Source organism: Streptomyces sp. NPDC045287 (assembly GCF_056432325.1).
The window spans coordinates 180500-198254 of the sequence record NZ_JBWKJG010000016.1 but is presented as its reverse complement, the minus strand read 5'-3'; the positions used below and the strand labels follow the sequence as shown (position 1 = coordinate 198254).

Here is a 17755-nt window from a genome sequence, read left to right as displayed (position 1 = left end):
GTCGGGATTCAGATCCTGGAGGCGTTGAACCTGCGGCAGCGGCGGTTGGAGATCGTGTCGTGTCCGTCGTGTGGGCGGGCGCAGGTGGATGTGTACCGGTTGGCGGATGAGGTGTCGGCGGGGTTGGAGGGGATGGAGGTCCCGTTGCGGGTGGCGGTGATGGGGTGTGTGGTCAATGGTCCTGGCGAGGCGCGTGAGGCGGATCTGGGGGTGGCGTCGGGCAATGGCAAGGGGCAGATCTTCGTGAAGGGCGAGGTCATCAAGACCGTGCCGGAGTCGAAGATCGTCGAGACGCTGATCGAGGAAGCGATGAAGATCGCCGAACAGATGGAGAAGGAGTCCCCGCAGTGACGTACGTCATCGCACAGCCCTGCGTCGACGTGAAGGACAAGGCGTGCGTCGAGGAGTGCCCCGTCGACTGCATCTACGAGGGTGAGCGCTCCCTGTACATCCACCCCGACGAATGCGTCGACTGCGGGGCCTGCGAACCGGTCTGCCCGGTCGAGGCGATCTTCTACGAGGACGACGTGCCGGCCGAGTGGCGGGAGTACCACCGGGCGAACACCGAGTTCTTCGAGGAACTGGGTTCCCCCGGCGGCGCCTCCGGGCTCGGCTTGATCGAGCGGGACCACCCGCTGGTGGCGGGGCAGCCGGTACGGACCTCCTGACCCCGCGCCGGTGCGGCGGGGCGGCCCGCCCGGGCACCTCCCGGACGGGCCGCCCCTCGTCGTACCGGCGCGCTCACCCCCTGGTCGTGCGGATCACGTCCAGCAACTCGGTGATGTCGAACTCGGCGCGGTTGGGCGGCCCGTACCGGGTCAGCTTGCCGCGCCGCACCCACTGGCGGATGGTCGCGGGGGAGACGCCCGCGGCGAGAGCGGCGAGTTCGGTGGGGACGCGGCGGTGCCTGGCGGAACCGGTCACGACGCCTCCCGCCGCTCGATCCGGGCCGACAGGAGCAGCCACTCCCGGGGCGGCCAACTGTGCCCGCGGTCGCAGCCGATCTGCGAGGCGACCGCGCGGCCCGGGGCGGTACGGGCGGTGAGCCGCCCGTCGCACGACGCCTCGACGCACTCGCCCAGGTGGTGGGCGGGGGCGGTGCCGTTGACCAGCCGCTCCGCCCGGCCGCGCAGCGCCGCGACCTCCTCGGCGAACTCGGTGGCCGCCGCGGAGCGCATCAGCCAGTCGAGGTGGGCGACGAGGAAGGCGGTCAGTCCGCCGATGCCCGCACCCCGGTCCGGACCCGGCACGGGTAACCCCACCCGCTCCGCGACGAGGGCCGCCCAGGACCGCAGGACGTCGTCGATGTGACGGCGCACCTCTATCGCCTCGTCGTTGAACGGGTCGGGGTTCCGGGAAGTCCGCACCCGGGTCATGAAGATCGCGGGGGACCGCCTGCGGGAAATCGCGTGGAAGCAGTCCTCGTAGAGGGCGGGCAGTTTCGCCAGGTCGTCCTTTACCGCATTCTGGTGCAGTGCCTTCGAAGCCACTCGTTTTCCCTTTTCAGTTGGTCCACAGGAGGGGGACGGCGAGTCCGACGAAGCCGAGGTTGTACGCGACGAGACCCAGGCCGCGGGCCTTGAGCCAGTTCTTCTCGCGAGGGCCGTAGTGCAATTGCGCCGCGTGGAGCGCGATGGCGGGGAGGACGGTGATCAGGGCCCACCGGGGAAGATCACTGAGGGAAATCCACACGAGGAGCGCGGTGGAGAGGGCGAAAAGGACCACCATCACCGTGACGACCGTCCTCGGGCCGGTTGCGACCGCGAGGGTTTTCCGTCCGACGGATCGGTCTCCTTCCACGTCGTTCATGTTCGAGTAGCTGCTGACCATGACGAGCCAGAGGCCCAGGAGCAGGGAAATGACGACGGACGCCCGCGTCCATTCCCCGTGCACCGCCAGGAAGGGCGCCAGGAGTCCCGCGGCGGTCGACAGGCACAGCAGCGTCTCCGCCCCGCCGAGCCGGTAGCTGACCTTGATCCCGGCGGAGTACTGGACGCTGAAGAAGAAGCCGGCGCCGTAGGCGACGTACGCCTCGACGGGTGCGCGCCAGTCGAGCACCCAGAACGCGAGCGCTCCCGCGACGGCGGCGACGACACCCGACCCGACGGCGAACCGGATCGCCTGCTGCTCGGTCACGGCCCCGCTGAGCAGGGGTTTCGTACGGATGTCGCGGAGGGTCTCGCCCTCCTTGTAGTTCACGGCGTCGCTGCCGTTGCGGTAGCCGGCGATGTCGTCCGCCGCGCAGGCGCAAGCGACGATCGCGGCCGAACCCAGCAGGAACAGCAGCATGGCGTACGTCGTCCCGGGGCGTTCCAGGGTGGCGCGGTCCAGCAGCAGCCAGGCGAGGAACAGTCCGAAGTAGTGCTGGACGACTTTCACTTTGGAAAGACGTACGAGTCCCAGCAGGACCTCGCTCCGGGTGGCAGTTCGGGCGGGTTCGGTGGTGATTGCGGTATGGCGCGCGGTCGTGTCTTTCGAGATCATGCGACCCTTCCAGCTGTAGCGCTGCATGAAAAAAGGGAATGACCTGCTGTCGAGCCAACTGCGGGAAAAACCGGATGAACGGCGGCGTGAGGCGCTCTGAAGGGGCGTCACGGCCGATGGCCGGGAACATGAGCGGACGCATCCGGCGACGCTGGGGGTGTGCCGGGTTCACTCCGGGTGAAGCGCGCGGGTATCCGTCAGCGCGCGAGGGGCGACAGTCCGGGGTCGGGGCAGACTGGTGCCACGTACAAGAAAAGAGGCAGGCGTATGTGCCCTGATCGCATTCTTCGCTCCCCCGATGCGTGATGCTCTGACCGCGGGGCGTTCCGGCCCCCCGCTGGACCGTACGTGGATGCTACCGATTTCAGTCGACCGATATCAAGGGCCGACTGAATTCCGATCGGTTCTGGTGAGGTGACGACTAAGAGGTGTTTTGCCCGGCGGCAAGCGGACGACTGACGAGTAACCAAATAGCCAATGAAGATCCTTTCGCATGTGCCGGAGGAATATGGATCACCGGACCCGCCATCCGCGCCCTTCCCGCGGAACACCACGCCCCGTCACCGCCGCCCCCGGCGACCCACCCCACCGAGGACCGACACATAAGGCACCACCCCTCGCCCCACCACCCCTCGACACAACCCCACGACCCCGGCCTACGCTCCGCCCACCACGGAGCTCCCGTTCACCAGCGTCGCGCCCCCGACCACCCCGGGACCCGCATCCGACGGCCCGCGCCCCCGACAACCACGGCCTCGCCTCCTCCCCATCCACCGGCCCCGGAGCAGTAGGGCGCGACCACGCCTCATCCGAAGGGCAGTGATCGGTCCGGGAACCCGGCGGACCCGCTTCCACCGGCGTGGCGCGGTTCTCCCTGCGGAGGGAGAGGACCTGCCGCCGGCGTTCGGCTGCCCGGACCAGGTCACGGCCCATGTGTCCGAGGAACTCGCCCGTGCCCTTCAATCGGGCCCCGGCTAACGAGCTCGTGCACGGTAGGCGGTAAGGCGTCGAGAATCGCGGCGGAGCTCGGCGTTCACATCGGTCGTGCTGATGTCAGGTCTGTGGTCTGCTGGTGGGACAGCAGTCCGGCGACGGCCTGGACGGTGTGGCTCATGTGTTCGCGGCGGCCGAGGTGGCGGGTCAGAGCACGTCAGTTCTTCAGGTGGGCGATGCCGTGCTCGACCCGGATCCGCCTCGAGGAGTGCGCCTTGCGCTGGCGCTCGTGCGTCTCCTCGTACCAGTTGGGGGCGTTCTTCTTGAACTTGCGGTGCGGTGGTGTGATCATGCGGCCGCCGGTCTGGGCGCCCAGGCCCTGGCAGCCGGCATCGGCCAGGATCTCCACCGCGGGTCCGTCGATCAGGAGCTTGTCCAGCCCTAACTGGCGGGCGTGGGTGATGTCCGCGCAGCTTGCGGGTCTGGTCGGGCTGCAGAAGAGCACCCGGCCGTCGCCGTCCGTGACGACCATGGTCTTGACCGCGTTCTGCTTGTTCTTGCCGGGGATGAACTGTCGCGGTCCTTGCATCCGGCTGCCGGCCGGCGGACCCGGATCTCGGTGCCGTCGATGATCCCAGTCTTCCCGTCGGCGCCGAGGTGGTCGATGACCTTGGCCAGGGTCCGCAGCCGCACCCCCGGGCTGACGGTGCATCCTCGCTCGGCCAGCAGGGGCTACACCTCACCGATGGCGCGGGTGATGGTGGAGCGGTTCACTCCGAACCAGCAGGCGAGCACGTCGTGCGTGACTGCGTGGCGGAGGTGCACGAGGGTGGCCAGGAGCCGGTCGACGAAGACCAGATGGTACTTCGCACCGGCACCGATAGCCCGCTTCCGTGGCCTGGGGGCAAGCCTGGCTTGGCGCCGTTCATGCCACAACGGGCCAAGATCGGCCAGGAGTTCAGCGATCACGCCGGCCGACAGGCCCGTGATCCTCCGGTCGCTGATGATCGCTGCACGAGACGCGATCCCCACCACACAACCATGATCGACGATCAGAAGCGCGATGCCTCACCGCCTACCGTGCACGAGTTCGTTAGGGAGCAGGTCGGCTTCCAGACGGCTCCCAGAGCTGGGTATGTCCTCGGTCATAGGCTGACGGGAAAGGAACGGGGTCGCGCCATGAGCTACCCGGGGCTGGAGCTTCAGGCGTTGTAGCACCGCTTGTGCTGCGGGGACTGTGATGTCGACCAGTCTCAGCGCCGGGGTGACAAAGTTCGCAGTCGCCATGGCGTCAGTGCGTAGGCGAGGAGGCCAATTACGCAGAGCGCCAGACTGATCACGAGAGCGCTGGGGTTTTCGGACGCAGGTTGGACGGTGAATTCCCACCAGGGATAGGTGCCGTTGATTCCCGGGACCCCCCAGTAGGTGAGGATGCAGAGCGCCAGTGCGGGCAGTATCCAGGACTGCCGCCACCCCAGAACGCGACCGCTGATCAGGCCGAGGCCGGTCCAACCGGGAAGGGCCACAGCCATGGTTTCAAGTACTTGGGCCTCAACCTTGATCGCGCTCACAGAGAGAAACAGGGCAGTGCTCCCGATCCACAATCCGGCCAGTCGCACTGCGCGACCTCGATGGAACCGGTGGGTCCCGGAGGCTTCTAGCTCCGCCATGGGACTGTGAAGTGACAGCAGTGGCAGTACGGCAGCGAACATGGCAAGCGTGCGCCAGCTGGGCGTAGCGGAAACCTCGTCGGTCACCGATGTCGGCAGGGGACTGGGCTGGTTGCCCAGCCATGCAACAGCCGCGCCTACAAGCAGGGAACCGAATAGGACGGTCGTCGGGCGCTGGACTCCGCACACAGGTCGGAAGCGACCACCGCGGCGGTGGCGCCGACTCCTGCCGATTGCGCGCTCGACAGGAGCCGAGGTGTCCTTAGTCACAGTACTTCTCCAGAACGGACCGGACTGTGTCGCTCACCCAGCGTTCTTGTTCTGCGGCCGACTTATCGGCGATGGCCTTCCCGGTTTCAACAGCCGTGGACTGGGACTCAGACATCCCGCTTTCGGCGTAATCAGGTTCCCCGCCACCGGCCAGACGCTTCTCCAGCCAGCGCTCGACGGCCAGCACTGACTGGTCGTTGGCCTTCAGATACTTGTCCCAACCACCTTGACGGCAAGCCACGAAGGTCTCTGCAGTGATCGCTCGGGTAACCCCATCGGCCAACGCCCACTCTGACCCACTGTCCAGGTCGAAGTCGCCGACCCACCGATCCCCCATCCTGACAAGGCCCAGTGAATAGACCTTGTCAGGCATGCTCAGCACCGGCGGCAGCCCCTCGGTTCGGGCCAGTACTCGTTCTGCCATGGCCCGGTACTTCTCTTCCTCCGGCCACAGGCAGACGGTCGTGCGACCTTTTACGCACAGTGGCTCGTCGATGCCATGCCGGGGTGCGATGGTGTCGATACCCGCAGCGACTGCTGTCGTGCTGAGCACCGTGACAGCTGCGATTCCGGGGACTGCCGCACGTAGCATCCTTGTCCGGCCGAGCGGCAGCCACAAGCAGGCGCTCAGCAGGGCGGTGGCAGCAAGGACGCGAAATAGGATCAAAAGCAGGTCGGGCTGTTCGCGTGCGGGGCCGCTCACCACGACCAAGTCCGTGTCGAACACGATGGTGACGAGCATCCAGCCGAACACACCAGCCACAGGCCCCCAGCGACTGGGCAGAAGCCGTCCGACCAGCCAGCCCCAGCCACAGGCCAGCAGAATTGCCGCAAGACCGAGGAGTACGTAGCCAACGTACTGGGTGAAACCCGGAGGCCATGACGGCGCAGTGAAGCCGAAGGCGACGGCCTGACCAGCAAAGTAGGGCACCAGAACGATGAAGACTAGCGCGAGCATCCGTGGCAGCTCTGCCCGTTGCTGAGATCGTGGCATTGCACTCAGCGGCTCGACTACCTCGGGTCGTTCACGCAGCGATGCCGTCCAGGCGGCGGCACCAGCCGAGAACATGCCGAGATACAGAGCGGGAATCTGGCCTGTGGCACCCGTGTCTCCCCACAGTCCGTGCCAGTAGCTGTCGCGGGTAAGGATCAGAGCAACGTCCAGGACGAGGAGCGCAGGCAGGGACCAGCGCAGGGGCGTGGACCGCAGGTGCAACAGAAACGTATTCACAGCTTCCGCTCCTCAGCGGGAAGAAGCTCCATGTACGCCCGTTCCAGAGGGGTCTCGCCGGGCCGGCCTTCAAGACCACGAGCAGCCATGTCCGTTACATCGCCCTCGAAGAGGATCCGGCCGCTATGAAGAACGACGACTCGGTCACAGGCGGCAGCCACGTCATCAATGAGGTGTGTGCTCAACAGAACAGTCGTGTCTCTGAGCTCAGAAAGGATCTTTCGGAACTGAAGGCGCTGCCTTGGATCGAGTCCCACGGTCGGTTCGTCCAGGATGACCAGTCCGGGTCCCCCGACGATCGCCCAGGCGATGCCAGCGCGTTGCCGCATACCGCCAGACAGTCGAGACATTCGTTCGTTGCGCCGGTCCAGAAGGTCTACTTGCCCGAGAGCCTTTTCGACCTCGTCTGCCCTGCGGTTGTCCGGAACCTCCCTCAGCCACGCCGCATATTCGACGAAGTCACGGATCCTCATCCCGGGGTCCCAGCCGAACTTCTGAGGGAGGTAGCCGATCTGGCGTCGGACTGCTCGAGCTCCTCGCTCGCTCTGGATCGACACGCCGTCAAGGGTGATCGTACCCTCTACGGGTGGCTGCACGGTGGCCAGGGTTCGCATGAGGGTTGTCTTCCCCGCACCGTTCGGACCGAGAAGGCCTGTCACACCGGGGACAAGTGTTAGGTCCAGGCTCTCCAGGACCACCTTGGACCGGTATGCTTGGCGCAATTTCGACAGCTGAACGTGCATGAGGTCCTCTTGCGGTTGAGGCATATAATCGGAGGTGGTCCTTCCGTCCGCAGCTGCAATGCGGACGGAAGGACCACTTTGTCGATCAACGCGACGTGCTTTGGGGCTTAGTCCCAGAAGGTCGTGGTACCCACGTTGACCGAGAAGGTGCAGTCTTCGCCGTCCACGACCGCGGTGCTGTAACGGTAGCGGTAGATGGTCATCGACTTGTCCGACTCGTAGCTGCAGGCCGCCGTGGTCTTGTAGTTGCCGGTCCGGGAGGCACCGGCCGACGAGTCGCAGACCTGGTCCCAGTCGGTGTTGTAGTAGCGACCCCAGCAGTTGTTGGCCTTGTTGCTGTCGGTGTAGGCCGAGGCGTTGGTCGCCGCGATCATGGTGGTGCCGGCCGCGACCAGGAGGGCTGTGGCAGCCGTCGTTGCGCGCGCCTTCAAGGCGATGTTCTTGCGCATCACTCAATCCTTTCGTTTTGGGTGTGCGGGCTGGTGGACGCAGATCATTCAATGCGAACGAGAGATCTTGAGCAACCGGCATATTCGATTCTGTGTTCATCGCTTGCCACGGCCATGTCGAACCTTCAACCCTGCGGATGATCCCCTTCCGGGGTCGCTCGCGGGATATGTGCTGGTGAGGGGCTGGTTCTTCCGGTCAGCTGTTGATCGTTTTCGTGATGCGGTATGTGACGTAAGTGTTGCGGATCTGGCTTGATTTCGTTCCATGGCCACAAAGCCTTCTTGCCCTTTTTGCTCTTGTCTAGGTGGTAATGGGTTGCGCGGAACGCGAGGGCGTATCAGTAGTAGGTAGGTGCACTTGCTACGGGTGGCCAACTTCATGTTGTCGCGGGGGGAGGCATCGGCGTCCTCGGCCTACGTGGGCAGAGGCTGTGCCCGGATGGGTCAGTGTCGGCGATCGCCAGGCGCGGTCGTGCGAGGCTCCCCCGTTCTGCTTGGCACCGGTAGGGACTGTAAATCGTTCGGTGTAACTCCCGATCATGGAGGATGCATCGATGACCAGTGAGAACGTGGCTGAGCAGGACGCTGTCGAGTCGGCAGTGGCTGTGTCGGCGAAGGTTGTGGACGACTAGCTGATCGACGAGCTGGTGAGCCGCGCCCGGGCCGAGGGCCTGCAGTTGACCGGTGAGGGCGGGCTGTTGCAGCAGCTGACCAAGCGGCTGCTGGAGTCCGCCCTGGAGGGTGAGATCACCGACCACCTCGGCTATGACAAGCACGATCCGGCGGGCAAGAACGGCGGCAACTCGTGCAACGGCACACGTTCCAAGACCGTGCTGACCGACGTGGGGCCGGTGGAGATCGTCGCGCCCCGCGACCGGGACGGCTCCTTCGAGCCGAAGATCGTCAAGAAGCGGCAGAAGCGCCTGACCGGGGTCGACGAGATGGTGATCTCGCTGGCCGCGAAGGGCCTGATCACCGGTGAGGTGCAGGCCCACCTGGTCGAGGTCTACGGCGCTGACGTCTCCCGCCAGACCATCTCCACCATCACCGACAAGGTGCTCGAGGGCATGGCCGAGTGGCAGAGCAGGCCCCTCGACACCGTCTATCCGGTCGTCTTCATCGACGCCATCCACGTGAAAATTCGCGACGGCGCGGTCGCCAACCGGCCGATCTATGTGGCCTTTGTCCAGGTACTCGTCTGAGTGCACCGCTGGGTACGAAGTTGTGTGCACCACTGCTCAGGCTACGTCGGTGTCCCGTTCGATGGCCTGGAGGCGGTTCTTGAGCCGGTAGCTGTTGCCGTTGATCGGGACGACTTCGCAGTGGTGCAGGAGGTGGTCGAGGATCGCGGTGGCCAGGACCTCGTCGCCGAAGACCTGCCCCCATTCGCCGAAGGTCTTGTTCGAGGTCAGGATGATCGAGCCCTTCTTGTAACGCTTGGAGATGACTTGGAAGACCAAGTTCGCCTCGGCTCGTTCCAGCGGCTGGTAGCCCACCTCGTCGACCACCAGGACGCTGGGCCGGAGGTAACTGGTGAGCTTGCTGATCAGCCTGCCTTGGTCCTCGGCGGCCTTGAGGTGGCGGACCATGTCGTCGAGGCTGGTGAAGTAGATCGAGTAGCCGGCCCGGCAAGCCGCGACGGCCAGGGCGACGGCGATGTGCGTCTTGCCGACCCCGGGCGGCCCGAGCAGAGCGACGTTGGCCTTGTCCTCGACGAAGGAGAGGGTGGCCAGGTCCTTGACCTTGCGCGAGTCGAGGTCGGGCTGGAAGGAGAAGTCGTAATCCTCCAGTGTCTTGTGGTGTGGCAGCTTCGACAGTCGCAGGCCGTTGCGGAAACGGCGGTCGTCGCGGACGGCGAGTTCCTCGGCCAGCACCAGGTCGAGGAAACCGAGGTAGCCCATCTTGGCCTCGTTCGCCCGTTGGACGTACTGGTTGAGGGCCTCGGCCAGGTGCGGCAGGCCGAGCTTGACTGCGGTGGTGCGGACGCGGGTGCTGGTCAGCTCGCTCAACGGTCTTCCTTGGTCGGGGCAGGTGAGGTGAAGGGACGGGTGCCGGTCAGCTCGTCATAGACCGACAGCGGGCGGCGGCCGACCTCGACGTTTGCGGCGGCAGCCCGGTTCAGCAGAGCCTGCAGCGGTCCGGTCTCCGGCCCGGTCGACTGGCTGCGGCGGGCAGCGGGCAGAGCGTCGCCGGTGGTGACGCGGCGGCCGGCGCCGGTGGGAAGTCCGTCCCAGTGCGTCTCGTCCATGATGCGGGTGCCTCGGCCAACGGCCCGCGGATGGGCGGCCAACAAGGTCTGCTCACCTGTGTCGGGGACGGTGGAGTACAGGCTGACCTGCGACTTCGTTGCCCGGATCTCGACCAGCTGGCGAGGGCGGACCTTGCGGGCGGGAACGGAGTAGAGGTTCGCGTCGAAGGCGACCAGGCAGTCCTTGCCGACATGCCGCAAATGCCGCTGAGTAACCACATACGGGGTCGCCGGCAGCGGGCGGAGAGCCATGTGGTCGCGCACGGCCCGATGTCCGATGACTTCTCCGTGAGTACCGTGGACCTTCGCCCGCCGCAGCGGGACCCAGGCGACGAAGGCGGCGTTGATCTCCTCGACGGAGGAGAAGGCCCGCCCGGCCAGGACGTGGTCGCGGACGATACTCACCTGCCGCTCGACCCGGCCCTTGCCCTGCGGACGGTAGGCGGCCAGCACGTCGATGTCGAAGTCGTAGTGCCCGGCGAAAGCGACCGCCTCCGGGTGCAGCGGAACCGCCTCGCCCGGAGCGACGTGACGGCGCACGACCGTCTTCGTGCGGTCATAGACGATGCTCATCGGCACCCCGCCGAAGTGCGCGAACGCGGCCCGGTGGCAGTCGAAGAACGTCGCCAGGTCCTGGCTGGTGGTGAAGCAGCAGAACGGGTCACGCGAGTACGACAGCGTCATGTGGAAGGAGTAGACCTTCGGGATGCCGACATGGGAGAGGAGCCTGCCCTCATCCCCCCAGTCGACCTGGGCCTGGGCGCCCGGGACGACCTCGAACCGCCGGTGCAGGCCCGCCAACTCACCCGGGCTGATGCCCAGTTCCTCCGCGATCCGGGGCCGGGCTTCCTGCAGATAAAGCTTCACCCGCTGGTAGTTGATGCTGACCCCGTACTCATGGGCCAGGCGCTCGTGGATCACCCTCCCCTTGAGCAGGATCTCGGACCTGAGCATCGCGTCGATCAGCGGCGCGACCTCGTCCACCACCCGCCGAGGCCGCTGACCTGTTGCTTCTCTCCTCGGCGGTGCGACCGATGCGGGGTCCTTCAGGTACTTGCTGACTGTCCGTCGGTTCAGCCCGGTCTCCCTCGCGATCTCCCGCAGGCTCATCGCACCGGACTCGTACAACGGACGAAACCGCCTCAACTCCAGCCAGCGATGTGGATCCAAGACCACCGTCAGCCGCCTCCCTGCCACCCCGAACCAACGGCAGCAGACTCACGGACGACACCCCGTGACCGCATCAAAAGTGGTGCACTTTCATCCGTACGAGGTGGTGCACGTTCGCTTGTACGCCGACAGCCTTGGCCGTCACCGTCGAGGGTCGGCGGGAGATCCTGGGCCTGTGGGCCGGCGACGGCGGCGAGGGCACCAAGCACTGGCTGCACATCCTCACCGAGATCAAGAACCGCGGCGTGAATGACGTCCTCATGCTGGTCTGCGACGGGCTCAAGGGCCTGCCTGAGGCGGTGGAGACCGTCTGGCCGCGGACCATCGTGCAGACCTGCGTGGTGCATCTGCTGCGGAACTTCTTCCGCTATGCCGCCCGCCAGGACTGGGACAAGATCGCCAAGCTTCTGAAGCCGGTCTACACGGCGCCGACCGAGGAGGCCGCCCTGGACCGGTTCGCCGAGTTCGCCGACGCCTGGGGCCGGAAGTATCCGGCGATCGTGAAGCTGTGGGAGAACGCCTGGGAAGAGTTCACCCCGTTCCTGCGGTTCGACACCGAGATCCGCCGCATCGTCTGCACCACCAACGCGATCGAGTCGGTCAACGCCCGCATCCGCCGGGCGGTCAAGACCCGCGGCCACTTCCCCAACGAGCAGGCCACCCTGAAGTGCGTCTACATGGCGATCCTGTCCCTCGACCCCACGGGCAAGGGACAGGCCCGCTGGACCATGCGCTGGAAGACCGCGCTGAACGCCTTCGACGTCACCTTCGACGGCCGTCTGTCGGCAGTCCGCCAGTAGGACCAACTACCCCAGTTACACCGTCCGTTTGACAGCCCCCCGGCGGGACGACGACGCTGCTGGGATCACGTGGCAGTTCCCGGCCGGTGTCATCAAGCCGGGCGGCAAGGCGGAGACCACCACCGTGCGGGAGACCTTGGACGAGACCGGTGTCCACTGCGCGGTCCGGCAGCACCTCGGGAACCGGCTCCACCCCGTGACCGGTGTGCTGTGCGAGTGCTTCCTCTGCGAGTACCTGGCCGGCGAGGCCACCAACAGCGACGCGGCCGAGAACATCGACGTCATGTGGGTCCCCAGAAACGCCGTGCCCCGCTTCATCCCCGTCGATACGATCTTCCCGCCCATCCTGGCCGTCCTGGAGGAGCAGACGTGACGAACCAGAACACGGACGAGCGCCCGGGCATCGCCGCCGCCATCGTCGTGAACGAGGGACGCGTGCTGATGGTGCGCCGCCGGGTCAGCGAGGGACAGCTCTCCTGGCAGTTCCCGGCCGGCGAGGTTGAGCCCGGCGAGGCCCGCGAGGATGCCGCCGTGCGCGAGACCCAGGAGGAGACCGGACTGACCGTGGCGGCCGTGAAGCTGCTCGGCGAGCGCGTCCACCCGAAGACCGGCCGGCTGATGTCGTACACCGCGTGCGAGGTGTTGAACGGTACGGCCCACGTCGCGGACACCGAGGAGCTGGCCGAACTGGCTTGGGTCGCCCATGGCGAGATCCCGCAGTACGTGCCGTACGGCCTCTTCGAGCCGGTACAGGACTACCTCGACGCGGTCCTGCCTGCCTGAGCAGCCTGGTGGTGCCACAGCCGTGCGTGCAGGGGAGCGAGTGGTCCTTGTCGAGGCTGGGGCGGTAGGGCTCACCGTCCGTGTCTCCGGGTACACCGGCCGCATCTCATGCTCGGCTTCACCAGCGGCGAGGATCGCCTGGTGCCGGCTGCGGCGGACGGCACGGTGCGCCTGTGGTCGCTCAGCGGGCAGTGCCGGACCGACAAGGCAAAGGTAGTCGGTTCTTTGCACTGCGCGGCCTTCGAAGCCGACACGGGAGAGGCGCCGGTCGGCAGCGCGGCGGGCGCCGTGGTCCTGGGGATCACGGACTCATGAGCGGCAAGCGAAGGACATGGACATCGTGGCGGAGAAGACCCCGCGCACTCCAGACGGGGCGACCGACCGCAGCCGCGGCCCCGCCACCGAAACCGGCGCACCGGTCATCCTGAGCAACGAACCCGGCTCGTTCGCCCGGGGTGTCCTGGCCAAACGCCACCCGGCCCTGATCCAGCAGGCGCGGGACGCCTTCCCGTACGACCGTCGGCAGCACGAGGCGCTCGACGCCCTGCTGGAAGAGATCACCAACGGCGTCGTCGCACCGCTTGGCACGCCTTTTGATCTTGAATCCAGCCAACCCGGGCCTCCTGGGGACACTGATCCCACAAGGCTAGACCGCGCCACTGACAGCCTGGGCTTCGCGAACGCGCACGTCCCCAGGCCGCGCGAGACCCGCTTCATGCAGCGCCGTCCGCGCCCCGCTGGGAGAAGCCCGGCCAAGATCGTCTCTCGGATTTCTCCCGACGAGCTACAAAACCACTCAGGGGCCTGATTCGATCTCTCGAATCAGGCCCCTGACCTGGTCTTACTCTGTCGGGGTGGCGGGATTTGAACCCACGACCTCTTCGTCCCGAACGAAGCGCGCTGCCAAGCTGCGCTACACCCCGATGTCGCCGTTGTTGTCCTGGCGACGACGTTTACTTTAGCCCACCGGCGGCCGGAGACGAAATCCGGTTTTCCGGGGGCCTCAGTCGCGGGCGGTCAGGGTGAGGAGGGTGGCCTCCGGGGGGCAGGCGAAGCGGACCGGGGTGTAGCGGTTGGTGCCGCAGCCCGCGGAGACGTGCAGGTACGCCGTGTGGCCGCCCGCGCGGTGGGTGGAGAGGCCCCTCGCACGGTCCGTGTCCAGGTCGCAGTTGGTGACCAGTGCGCCGTAGAAGGGGACGCGCAGCTGGCCGCCGTGGGTGTGGCCGGCGAGGATCAGCGGGTAGCCGTCGGCGGTGAAGGCGTCCAGGGAGCGCAGGTACGGGGCGTGGACGACGCCCACCGAGAGGTCGGCGTCCGCTTCCGGGCCGCCCGCGACCTTCTCGTACCGGTCCCGCTTGATGTGCGGGTCGTCGAGGCCCGTGAAGGCCAGCTCCAGGCCCTCCGCCTTGAGACGACCGCGCGTGTTGGTGAGGTCCAGCCAACCCGCCGCGTCGAAGGCGTCGCGGATCTCCTCCCACGGGTTGTGGACGGCGCCGACGGCCGGCGGGTTGCCGTTGAGGCCGTGGCGGCCCTGGAGCTTCTCGAAGAGGTAACGGGCGGGGTTGCGCAGCTTGGGGCCGTAGTAGTCGTTGGAGCCGAAGACGTACACGCCCGGGAAGTCGAGCAGCGGGCCCAGCGCGTCCAGCAGCTCCGGCACGCCCTCCGGGTCGGAGAGGTTGTCGCCGGTGTTCACGACGAGGTCGGGGCGCAGACCCGCCAGCGTCTGGAGCCAGCGCTGCTTCTTGCGCTGCCCGCTCACCATGTGGATGTCCGAGACCTGGAGCACCCTGAGCGGGCGCGTGCCGCGCGGCAGGACCGGGACGGTCACCCGGCGGAGCCGGAACGAGCGGGCTTCGAAACCGGCGGCGTAGGCCAGCCCGGCCGCGCCCAGTGCAGTGATGCCGAGGGGTACTCCGTATCGCGCGCGCATGGGTCCATGGTCGCAGACGGGGCGCGGGGGAGCGACGCCCGGGAAATGGACGGCGGGCGCGGGGGAGCGACGCCCGGGAAATGGACGGCGGGTGCGGTGGGGCACCTGTCATGCTGGTCCGCATGACCACGCTCAAGTCCAAGTTGCAGGAAGACCTCACGGAGGCGATCAGGGCGCGTGACGAGCTCCGCTCCTCGACCCTTCGGCTGACCCTCGCCGCCATCACGAAGGAGGAGGTCGCGGGCAAGCAGTCCCGTGAGCTCTCCGACGAGGAGGTGCAGAAGGTGATCGCCAAGGAGGCGAAGAAGCGCCGCGAGGCGGCCGAGGCGTTCGCCCAGGGCGGCCGTGCCGAGCAGGCCGAGCGGGAGCGGGCGGAGGGCGGCATCCTCGACGCGTACCTGCCGAAGCAGCTGACGGACGACGAGCTCCGCGAGATCGTGGCGCAGGCCGTCGAGGAGGCGAGGGCGGGCGGGGCCGAGGGGCCGCGCGCGATGGGCGCCGTGATGAAGATCGTGAACCCGAAGGTGGCCGGGCGGGCGGAGGGCGGCCGCGTCGCCGCCGCCGTCAAGGGGCTCCTGGCGGGTTAGCGGCGGAGGTCCCGGACACGCGAGAGGGCGTCCCCCACCGGGGACGCCCTCCGCGCGTTCGGCCTACCGGTCCCGGCCGCCCGGGCCGTTGCCGTTCCCGCCGTTGCCTCCGCCGCCCGTGTGGGCGCCACCGAGGAGGTCCGTCGGGAGGGTGATGCCGCCGACCCCGCCGGTTCCGCCACCGGTCCCGCCGGTCCCACCACCGGTTCCGCCGCCGGTTCCGCCACCGGTCCCGCCGGGCCCGCCGCCGACCCAGCCGGTCGCCCCGCCGGTCCCGCCGGTCGCACCGCCGGTCGTACCGCCCGGCTTGTCGTCGCCGCCCGGACCCGGGGGCCGCTGCGCCGGGATCTCCGGGATCGAAACCTCGTTGAAGTCCGGCGAGGGGTGGCCCTCCAGGGCGCCCGACATGGCGTCCTTCCAGATCGGGCCGGGGACCTTCCCGCCGAAGACCTTGTCGTGGTACCGCCCGCCGATGGTGATGTACTCCATCTTCACCTGCTGGGTGGGGCTGCCCACCCAGACGGCGCCCGAGAGGTTCGGCGTGTAGCCGACGAACCAGGCGTTGCGGCGGCTGTCCGTCGTACCCGTCTTGCCGGCGTTGTCACGGGACTGCAGGCCGGCCTCCTGGCCCGTGCCGGAGTCGACCACGCCGCGCAGCAGCGTGTTGATCGTGTCCGCGGTCCGCTCGGACATCGCGCGCTCGCACGTCGACCGCGGCACCCTCAGGCTGCGGCCCTCGCTGGTCTTGATCGACTCGATGGCGGTCGGCGTGCAGAACGTGCCGCGGTTGGCGAACGTCGCGTACGCGGCGGCCATGGTCAGCGGCGACATGCCCTGCGAGCCGAGGGTGAGCGCGGACGGCTTCTCGGGCAGCTTCTCGTCGTTGCCCATGACCACGCCGAGCTTGCCGGTCATCTCGACGACCGGGCACATGCCGATCTCGCCGAGCATCTGCACGAAGTACGTGTTGACCGACTTCTCCATGGCCTCCCGGAGCGCGTACGGGCCGACCTCCGACTCGTTCTCGTTCTCGACCATGTCGTCGCCCACGTTCCGCCAGGGCTTCCCGCTGCACGTCTGGACCGAGTCCGGGTACGGCATCTTGTACGGCGACGGGTAGACCTGCGTCGGCGGCTTGCCCTGCTCTATGGCGGCCGCGGCGACGAACGGCTTGAAGGTCGAGCCGGTCGGGAAGCCGAAGTTCGAGCCGCCCATGCTCCGGTTGACCGAGTAGTTGATCTGCGTCTCGTTCTTGCCGAAGCCGTACGGCTTGGACTGGCCCATCGCGAGGATCTTGCCCGTGCCGGGCTGGACCATGGTCACCGCCGCGGCGACCTTGTCGTCCTGGTAGACGTGGTCCTTGAGCGAGTCCTGGGCGGCCCGCTGCGCCTGCGGGTCGAGCGTGGTCCGGATGGTCAGGCCGCCGCGGTTCCAGACCTTGGCCCGCTCCTCGCGGGTCTTGCCGAAGACCGGGTCGGAGAGGAAGACCTCGCGGACGTAGTCGCAGAAGAAGCCGGCACCGTCGCGCGCGGTGATGCAGCCGTTCTTCGGCCGCGTGACCTTCAGGCCGATCGGCTCGGCCTTGGCCCGGTCGGCCTCGGCCTGGCTGATGTCGCCGACGACGACCATCCGCTGGAGGACGATGTTGCGGCGTTCGGTGGCCTCCTGGACGTCGTTCACGGGGTCGTACCGGCTGGGGGACTGGACGAGCCCGGCGAGCATCGCGGCCTCGCCGAGGGTCAGGTCCTTGGCGCGCTTGGAGAAGTACCGCTGCGACGCCGCCTCGATGCCGTACGCCTGCTGGCCGAAGAACGTGATGTTGAGGTAGTTCTCGAGGATCTTCTTCTTCCCGAGCTCCTTCTCGACCTGGATCGCGTACTTCAGCTCCTGGATCTTGCGGCCCAGGGTCTGCTGGGTGGCCTGCGCGAACTTGTCGCGGTCGTCGCCGGCCTCCTCGACGAAGACGTTCTTCACGTACTGCTGCGTCAGCGTCGAGGCGCCCTGGGCGACCCCGCCCTCCTGCGCGTTGCGGTTCACCGCGCGCAGGACGCCCTTGAGGTCGATGGCGCCGTGCTCGTAGAAGCGCGAGTCCTCGATCGCGACGATCGCCTTCTGCATGTACGGCGAGATCTCCTCCAGCGGGACCACCGTGCGGTCGCGGGAGTAGACCGTCGCGATCAGGCCGCCTTCGGCGTCCAGGATCTGGGTGCGCTGGCTCAGCGGTGGCCTCTTCATGTTGGCCGGGATCTCGTCGAACCCCTGGACCGTCCCCTTCGCCGCGAGACCCAGGGCTCCCGCCGCGGGCATGGCGATGCCGGCGAGGACGACTCCGGAGAGCACGCTGACACCGAGGAACTTGGCGGCCTGCTGGGTCGCGGTCAGACCCCCGCCCGAGCGGTTCTTTGGCATGGGGGAAGCCTACGTTCTGATTCGCCGGACACGCGTATATGCCTTGGC

At 67.4% G+C, this 17755-nt stretch carries 17 protein-coding genes, 1 tRNA gene and 5 pseudogenes; 9 read left to right on the top strand and 14 right to left on the bottom strand.

Annotated features, from left to right (window positions below; genetic code table 11):
- Together AC07D6_RS25405 and fdxA are read left to right on the top strand one after the other, a co-directional pair.
- Positions 1–351, top strand: a pseudogene (locus AC07D6_RS25405) (flavodoxin-dependent (E)-4-hydroxy-3-methylbut-2-enyl-diphosphate synthase); the annotation flags it as partial.
- Positions 348–668 (top strand): ferredoxin, encoded by a 321-nt coding sequence (gene fdxA / locus AC07D6_RS25400; protein ID WP_479047942.1) that lies wholly within the window; start codon positions 348–350, stop codon positions 666–668. The pseudogene AC07D6_RS25405 and the gene fdxA, both read left to right, overlap by 4 nt.
- Before the next feature lie 73 nt (positions 669–741).
- On the opposite strand, the gene AC07D6_RS25395 is transcribed toward fdxA, so the two are convergent.
- The 9 genes from AC07D6_RS25395 to AC07D6_RS25355 all read right to left on the bottom strand — a co-directional run bounded on the left by AC07D6_RS25395 (position 742) and on the right by AC07D6_RS25355 (position 7762).
- On the bottom strand, positions 742–924 hold the full coding sequence (locus AC07D6_RS25395; protein WP_315879860.1) for a hypothetical protein: 183 nt from the start codon (positions 922–924) through the stop codon (positions 742–744).
- Positions 921–1490, bottom strand: a complete 570-nt coding sequence (locus AC07D6_RS25390) for a hypothetical protein (RefSeq protein ID WP_315879861.1) — start codon at positions 1488–1490, stop codon at positions 921–923. The genes AC07D6_RS25395 and AC07D6_RS25390 overlap by 4 nt, the downstream gene beginning before the upstream one ends.
- A gap of 13 nt (positions 1491–1503) precedes the next feature.
- Positions 1504–2484 carry a UbiA family prenyltransferase gene (locus AC07D6_RS25385; RefSeq protein ID WP_479047939.1) on the bottom strand — a complete coding sequence of 327 codons (981 nt, stop codon included), beginning with the start codon at positions 2482–2484 and terminating at the stop codon, positions 1504–1506.
- Between the two features lie 1150 nt (positions 2485–3634).
- Complete coding sequence (locus AC07D6_RS25380) at positions 3635–4006, bottom strand: transposase family protein (RefSeq protein ID WP_479047936.1); 372 nt, start codon at positions 4004–4006, stop codon at positions 3635–3637.
- A 143-nt stretch (positions 4007–4149) separates the two neighbouring features.
- A complete protein-coding gene (locus AC07D6_RS25375) occupies positions 4150–4452 on the bottom strand; it encodes a helix-turn-helix domain-containing protein (protein WP_479047933.1) in 303 nt (100 codons plus the stop codon).
- A gap of 218 nt (positions 4453–4670) precedes the next feature.
- Positions 4671–4988, bottom strand: coding sequence for a hypothetical protein (locus AC07D6_RS25370; RefSeq protein WP_479047930.1), 318 nt, complete (start codon positions 4986–4988; stop codon positions 4671–4673).
- Positions 4989–5349: 361 nt separating this feature from the next.
- Positions 5350–6588: a hypothetical protein gene (locus tag AC07D6_RS25365; protein ID WP_479047928.1), complete on the bottom strand. Its 1239-nt coding sequence runs from the start codon at positions 6586–6588 to the stop codon at positions 5350–5352.
- Positions 6585–7331, bottom strand: a complete 747-nt coding sequence (locus AC07D6_RS25360; RefSeq protein WP_479047927.1) for an ATP-binding cassette domain-containing protein — start codon at positions 7329–7331, stop codon at positions 6585–6587. The genes AC07D6_RS25365 and AC07D6_RS25360 overlap by 4 nt, the downstream gene beginning before the upstream one ends.
- A 107-nt stretch (positions 7332–7438) precedes the next feature.
- Complete coding sequence (locus tag AC07D6_RS25355) at positions 7439–7762, bottom strand: hypothetical protein (protein WP_479047925.1); 324 nt, start codon at positions 7760–7762, stop codon at positions 7439–7441.
- Between the two features lie 650 nt (positions 7763–8412).
- On the opposite strand from AC07D6_RS25355, the pseudogene AC07D6_RS25350 reads away from it, so the two are divergent.
- Positions 8413–8961: pseudogene (locus tag AC07D6_RS25350) on the top strand (transposase); the annotation flags it as partial.
- Positions 8962–9018: 57 nt separating this feature from the next.
- On the opposite strand, the gene istB reads toward AC07D6_RS25350, so the two are convergent.
- The gene (gene istB / locus AC07D6_RS25345) at positions 9019–9789 is read right to left on the bottom strand and encodes an IS21-like element helper ATPase IstB (protein WP_479047923.1); all 771 of its coding nucleotides are present in this window, start codon (positions 9787–9789) and stop codon (positions 9019–9021) included.
- Positions 9786–11138, bottom strand: a complete 1353-nt coding sequence (gene istA, locus AC07D6_RS25340) for an IS21 family transposase (protein ID WP_479047921.1) — start codon at positions 11136–11138, stop codon at positions 9786–9788. Before istA ends, istB begins: the two co-directional genes overlap by 4 nt.
- Before the next feature lie 188 nt (positions 11139–11326).
- Here istA and AC07D6_RS25335 point away from each other — a divergent pair.
- The 5 genes and pseudogenes from AC07D6_RS25335 to AC07D6_RS25315 form a co-directional block, all read left to right on the top strand.
- Positions 11327–11998: pseudogene (locus AC07D6_RS25335) on the top strand (IS256 family transposase); the annotation flags it as partial.
- A 40-nt stretch (positions 11999–12038) separates the two neighbouring features.
- Positions 12039–12371, top strand: a pseudogene (locus AC07D6_RS25330) (NUDIX hydrolase); the annotation flags it as partial.
- On the top strand, positions 12368–12781 hold the full coding sequence (locus AC07D6_RS25325; RefSeq protein ID WP_479047919.1) for an NUDIX hydrolase: 414 nt from the start codon (positions 12368–12370) through the stop codon (positions 12779–12781). The pseudogene AC07D6_RS25330 and the gene AC07D6_RS25325, both read left to right, overlap by 4 nt.
- A gap of 108 nt (positions 12782–12889) precedes the next feature.
- On the top strand, positions 12890–13096 hold the full coding sequence (locus AC07D6_RS25320) for a hypothetical protein (RefSeq protein ID WP_479047916.1): 207 nt from the start codon (positions 12890–12892) through the stop codon (positions 13094–13096).
- A gap of 25 nt (positions 13097–13121) precedes the next feature.
- Positions 13122–13364 (top strand): annotated as a pseudogene (locus AC07D6_RS25315) (hypothetical protein); the annotation flags it as partial.
- Between the two features lie 266 nt (positions 13365–13630).
- Here the strand turns inward: AC07D6_RS25315 and AC07D6_RS25310 are convergent.
- Together AC07D6_RS25310 and AC07D6_RS25305 are read right to left on the bottom strand one after the other, a co-directional pair.
- Positions 13631–13704: transfer RNA gene (locus AC07D6_RS25310), tRNA-Pro, on the bottom strand.
- A gap of 80 nt (positions 13705–13784) precedes the next feature.
- Positions 13785–14711: a metallophosphoesterase gene (locus AC07D6_RS25305; RefSeq protein WP_315879864.1), complete on the bottom strand. Its 927-nt coding sequence runs from the start codon at positions 14709–14711 to the stop codon at positions 13785–13787.
- A gap of 122 nt (positions 14712–14833) precedes the next feature.
- Between AC07D6_RS25305 and AC07D6_RS25300 the strand changes: the two genes are divergently transcribed.
- A complete protein-coding gene (locus AC07D6_RS25300) occupies positions 14834–15298 on the top strand; it encodes a GatB/YqeY domain-containing protein (protein WP_315879865.1) in 465 nt (154 codons plus the stop codon).
- A gap of 63 nt (positions 15299–15361) precedes the next feature.
- On the opposite strand, the gene AC07D6_RS25295 is transcribed toward AC07D6_RS25300, so the two are convergent.
- On the bottom strand, positions 15362–17707 hold the full coding sequence (locus AC07D6_RS25295) for a transglycosylase domain-containing protein (RefSeq protein WP_479047913.1): 2346 nt from the start codon (positions 17705–17707) through the stop codon (positions 15362–15364).
- Between the last annotated feature and the right edge of the window lie 48 nt (positions 17708–17755).

Bases quoted from the DNA above. Each gene is read 5' to 3' on its own strand.
- AC07D6_RS25385 (WP_479047939.1), bottom strand. From the start codon at position 2,484: ATGATCTCGAAAGACACGACCGCGCGCCATACCGCAATCACCACCGAA.
- AC07D6_RS25380 (WP_479047936.1), bottom strand. From the start codon at position 4,006: ATGCAAGGACCGCGACAGTTCATCCCCGGCAAGAACAAGCAGAACGCG.
- AC07D6_RS25360 (WP_479047927.1), bottom strand. From the start codon at position 7,331: ATGCACGTTCAGCTGTCGAAATTGCGCCAAGCATACCGGTCCAAGGTG.
- istA (WP_479047921.1), bottom strand. From the start codon at position 11,138: ATGAGCCTGCGGGAGATCGCGAGGGAGACCGGGCTGAACCGACGGACA.
- AC07D6_RS25320 (WP_479047916.1), top strand. From the start codon at position 12,890: ATGCTCGGCTTCACCAGCGGCGAGGATCGCCTGGTGCCGGCTGCGGCG.
- AC07D6_RS25305 (WP_315879864.1), bottom strand. From the start codon at position 14,711: ATGCGCGCGCGATACGGAGTACCCCTCGGCATCACTGCACTGGGCGCG.
- AC07D6_RS25300 (WP_315879865.1), top strand. From the start codon at position 14,834: ATGACCACGCTCAAGTCCAAGTTGCAGGAAGACCTCACGGAGGCGATC.
- AC07D6_RS25295 (WP_479047913.1), bottom strand. From the start codon at position 17,707: ATGCCAAAGAACCGCTCGGGCGGGGGTCTGACCGCGACCCAGCAGGCC.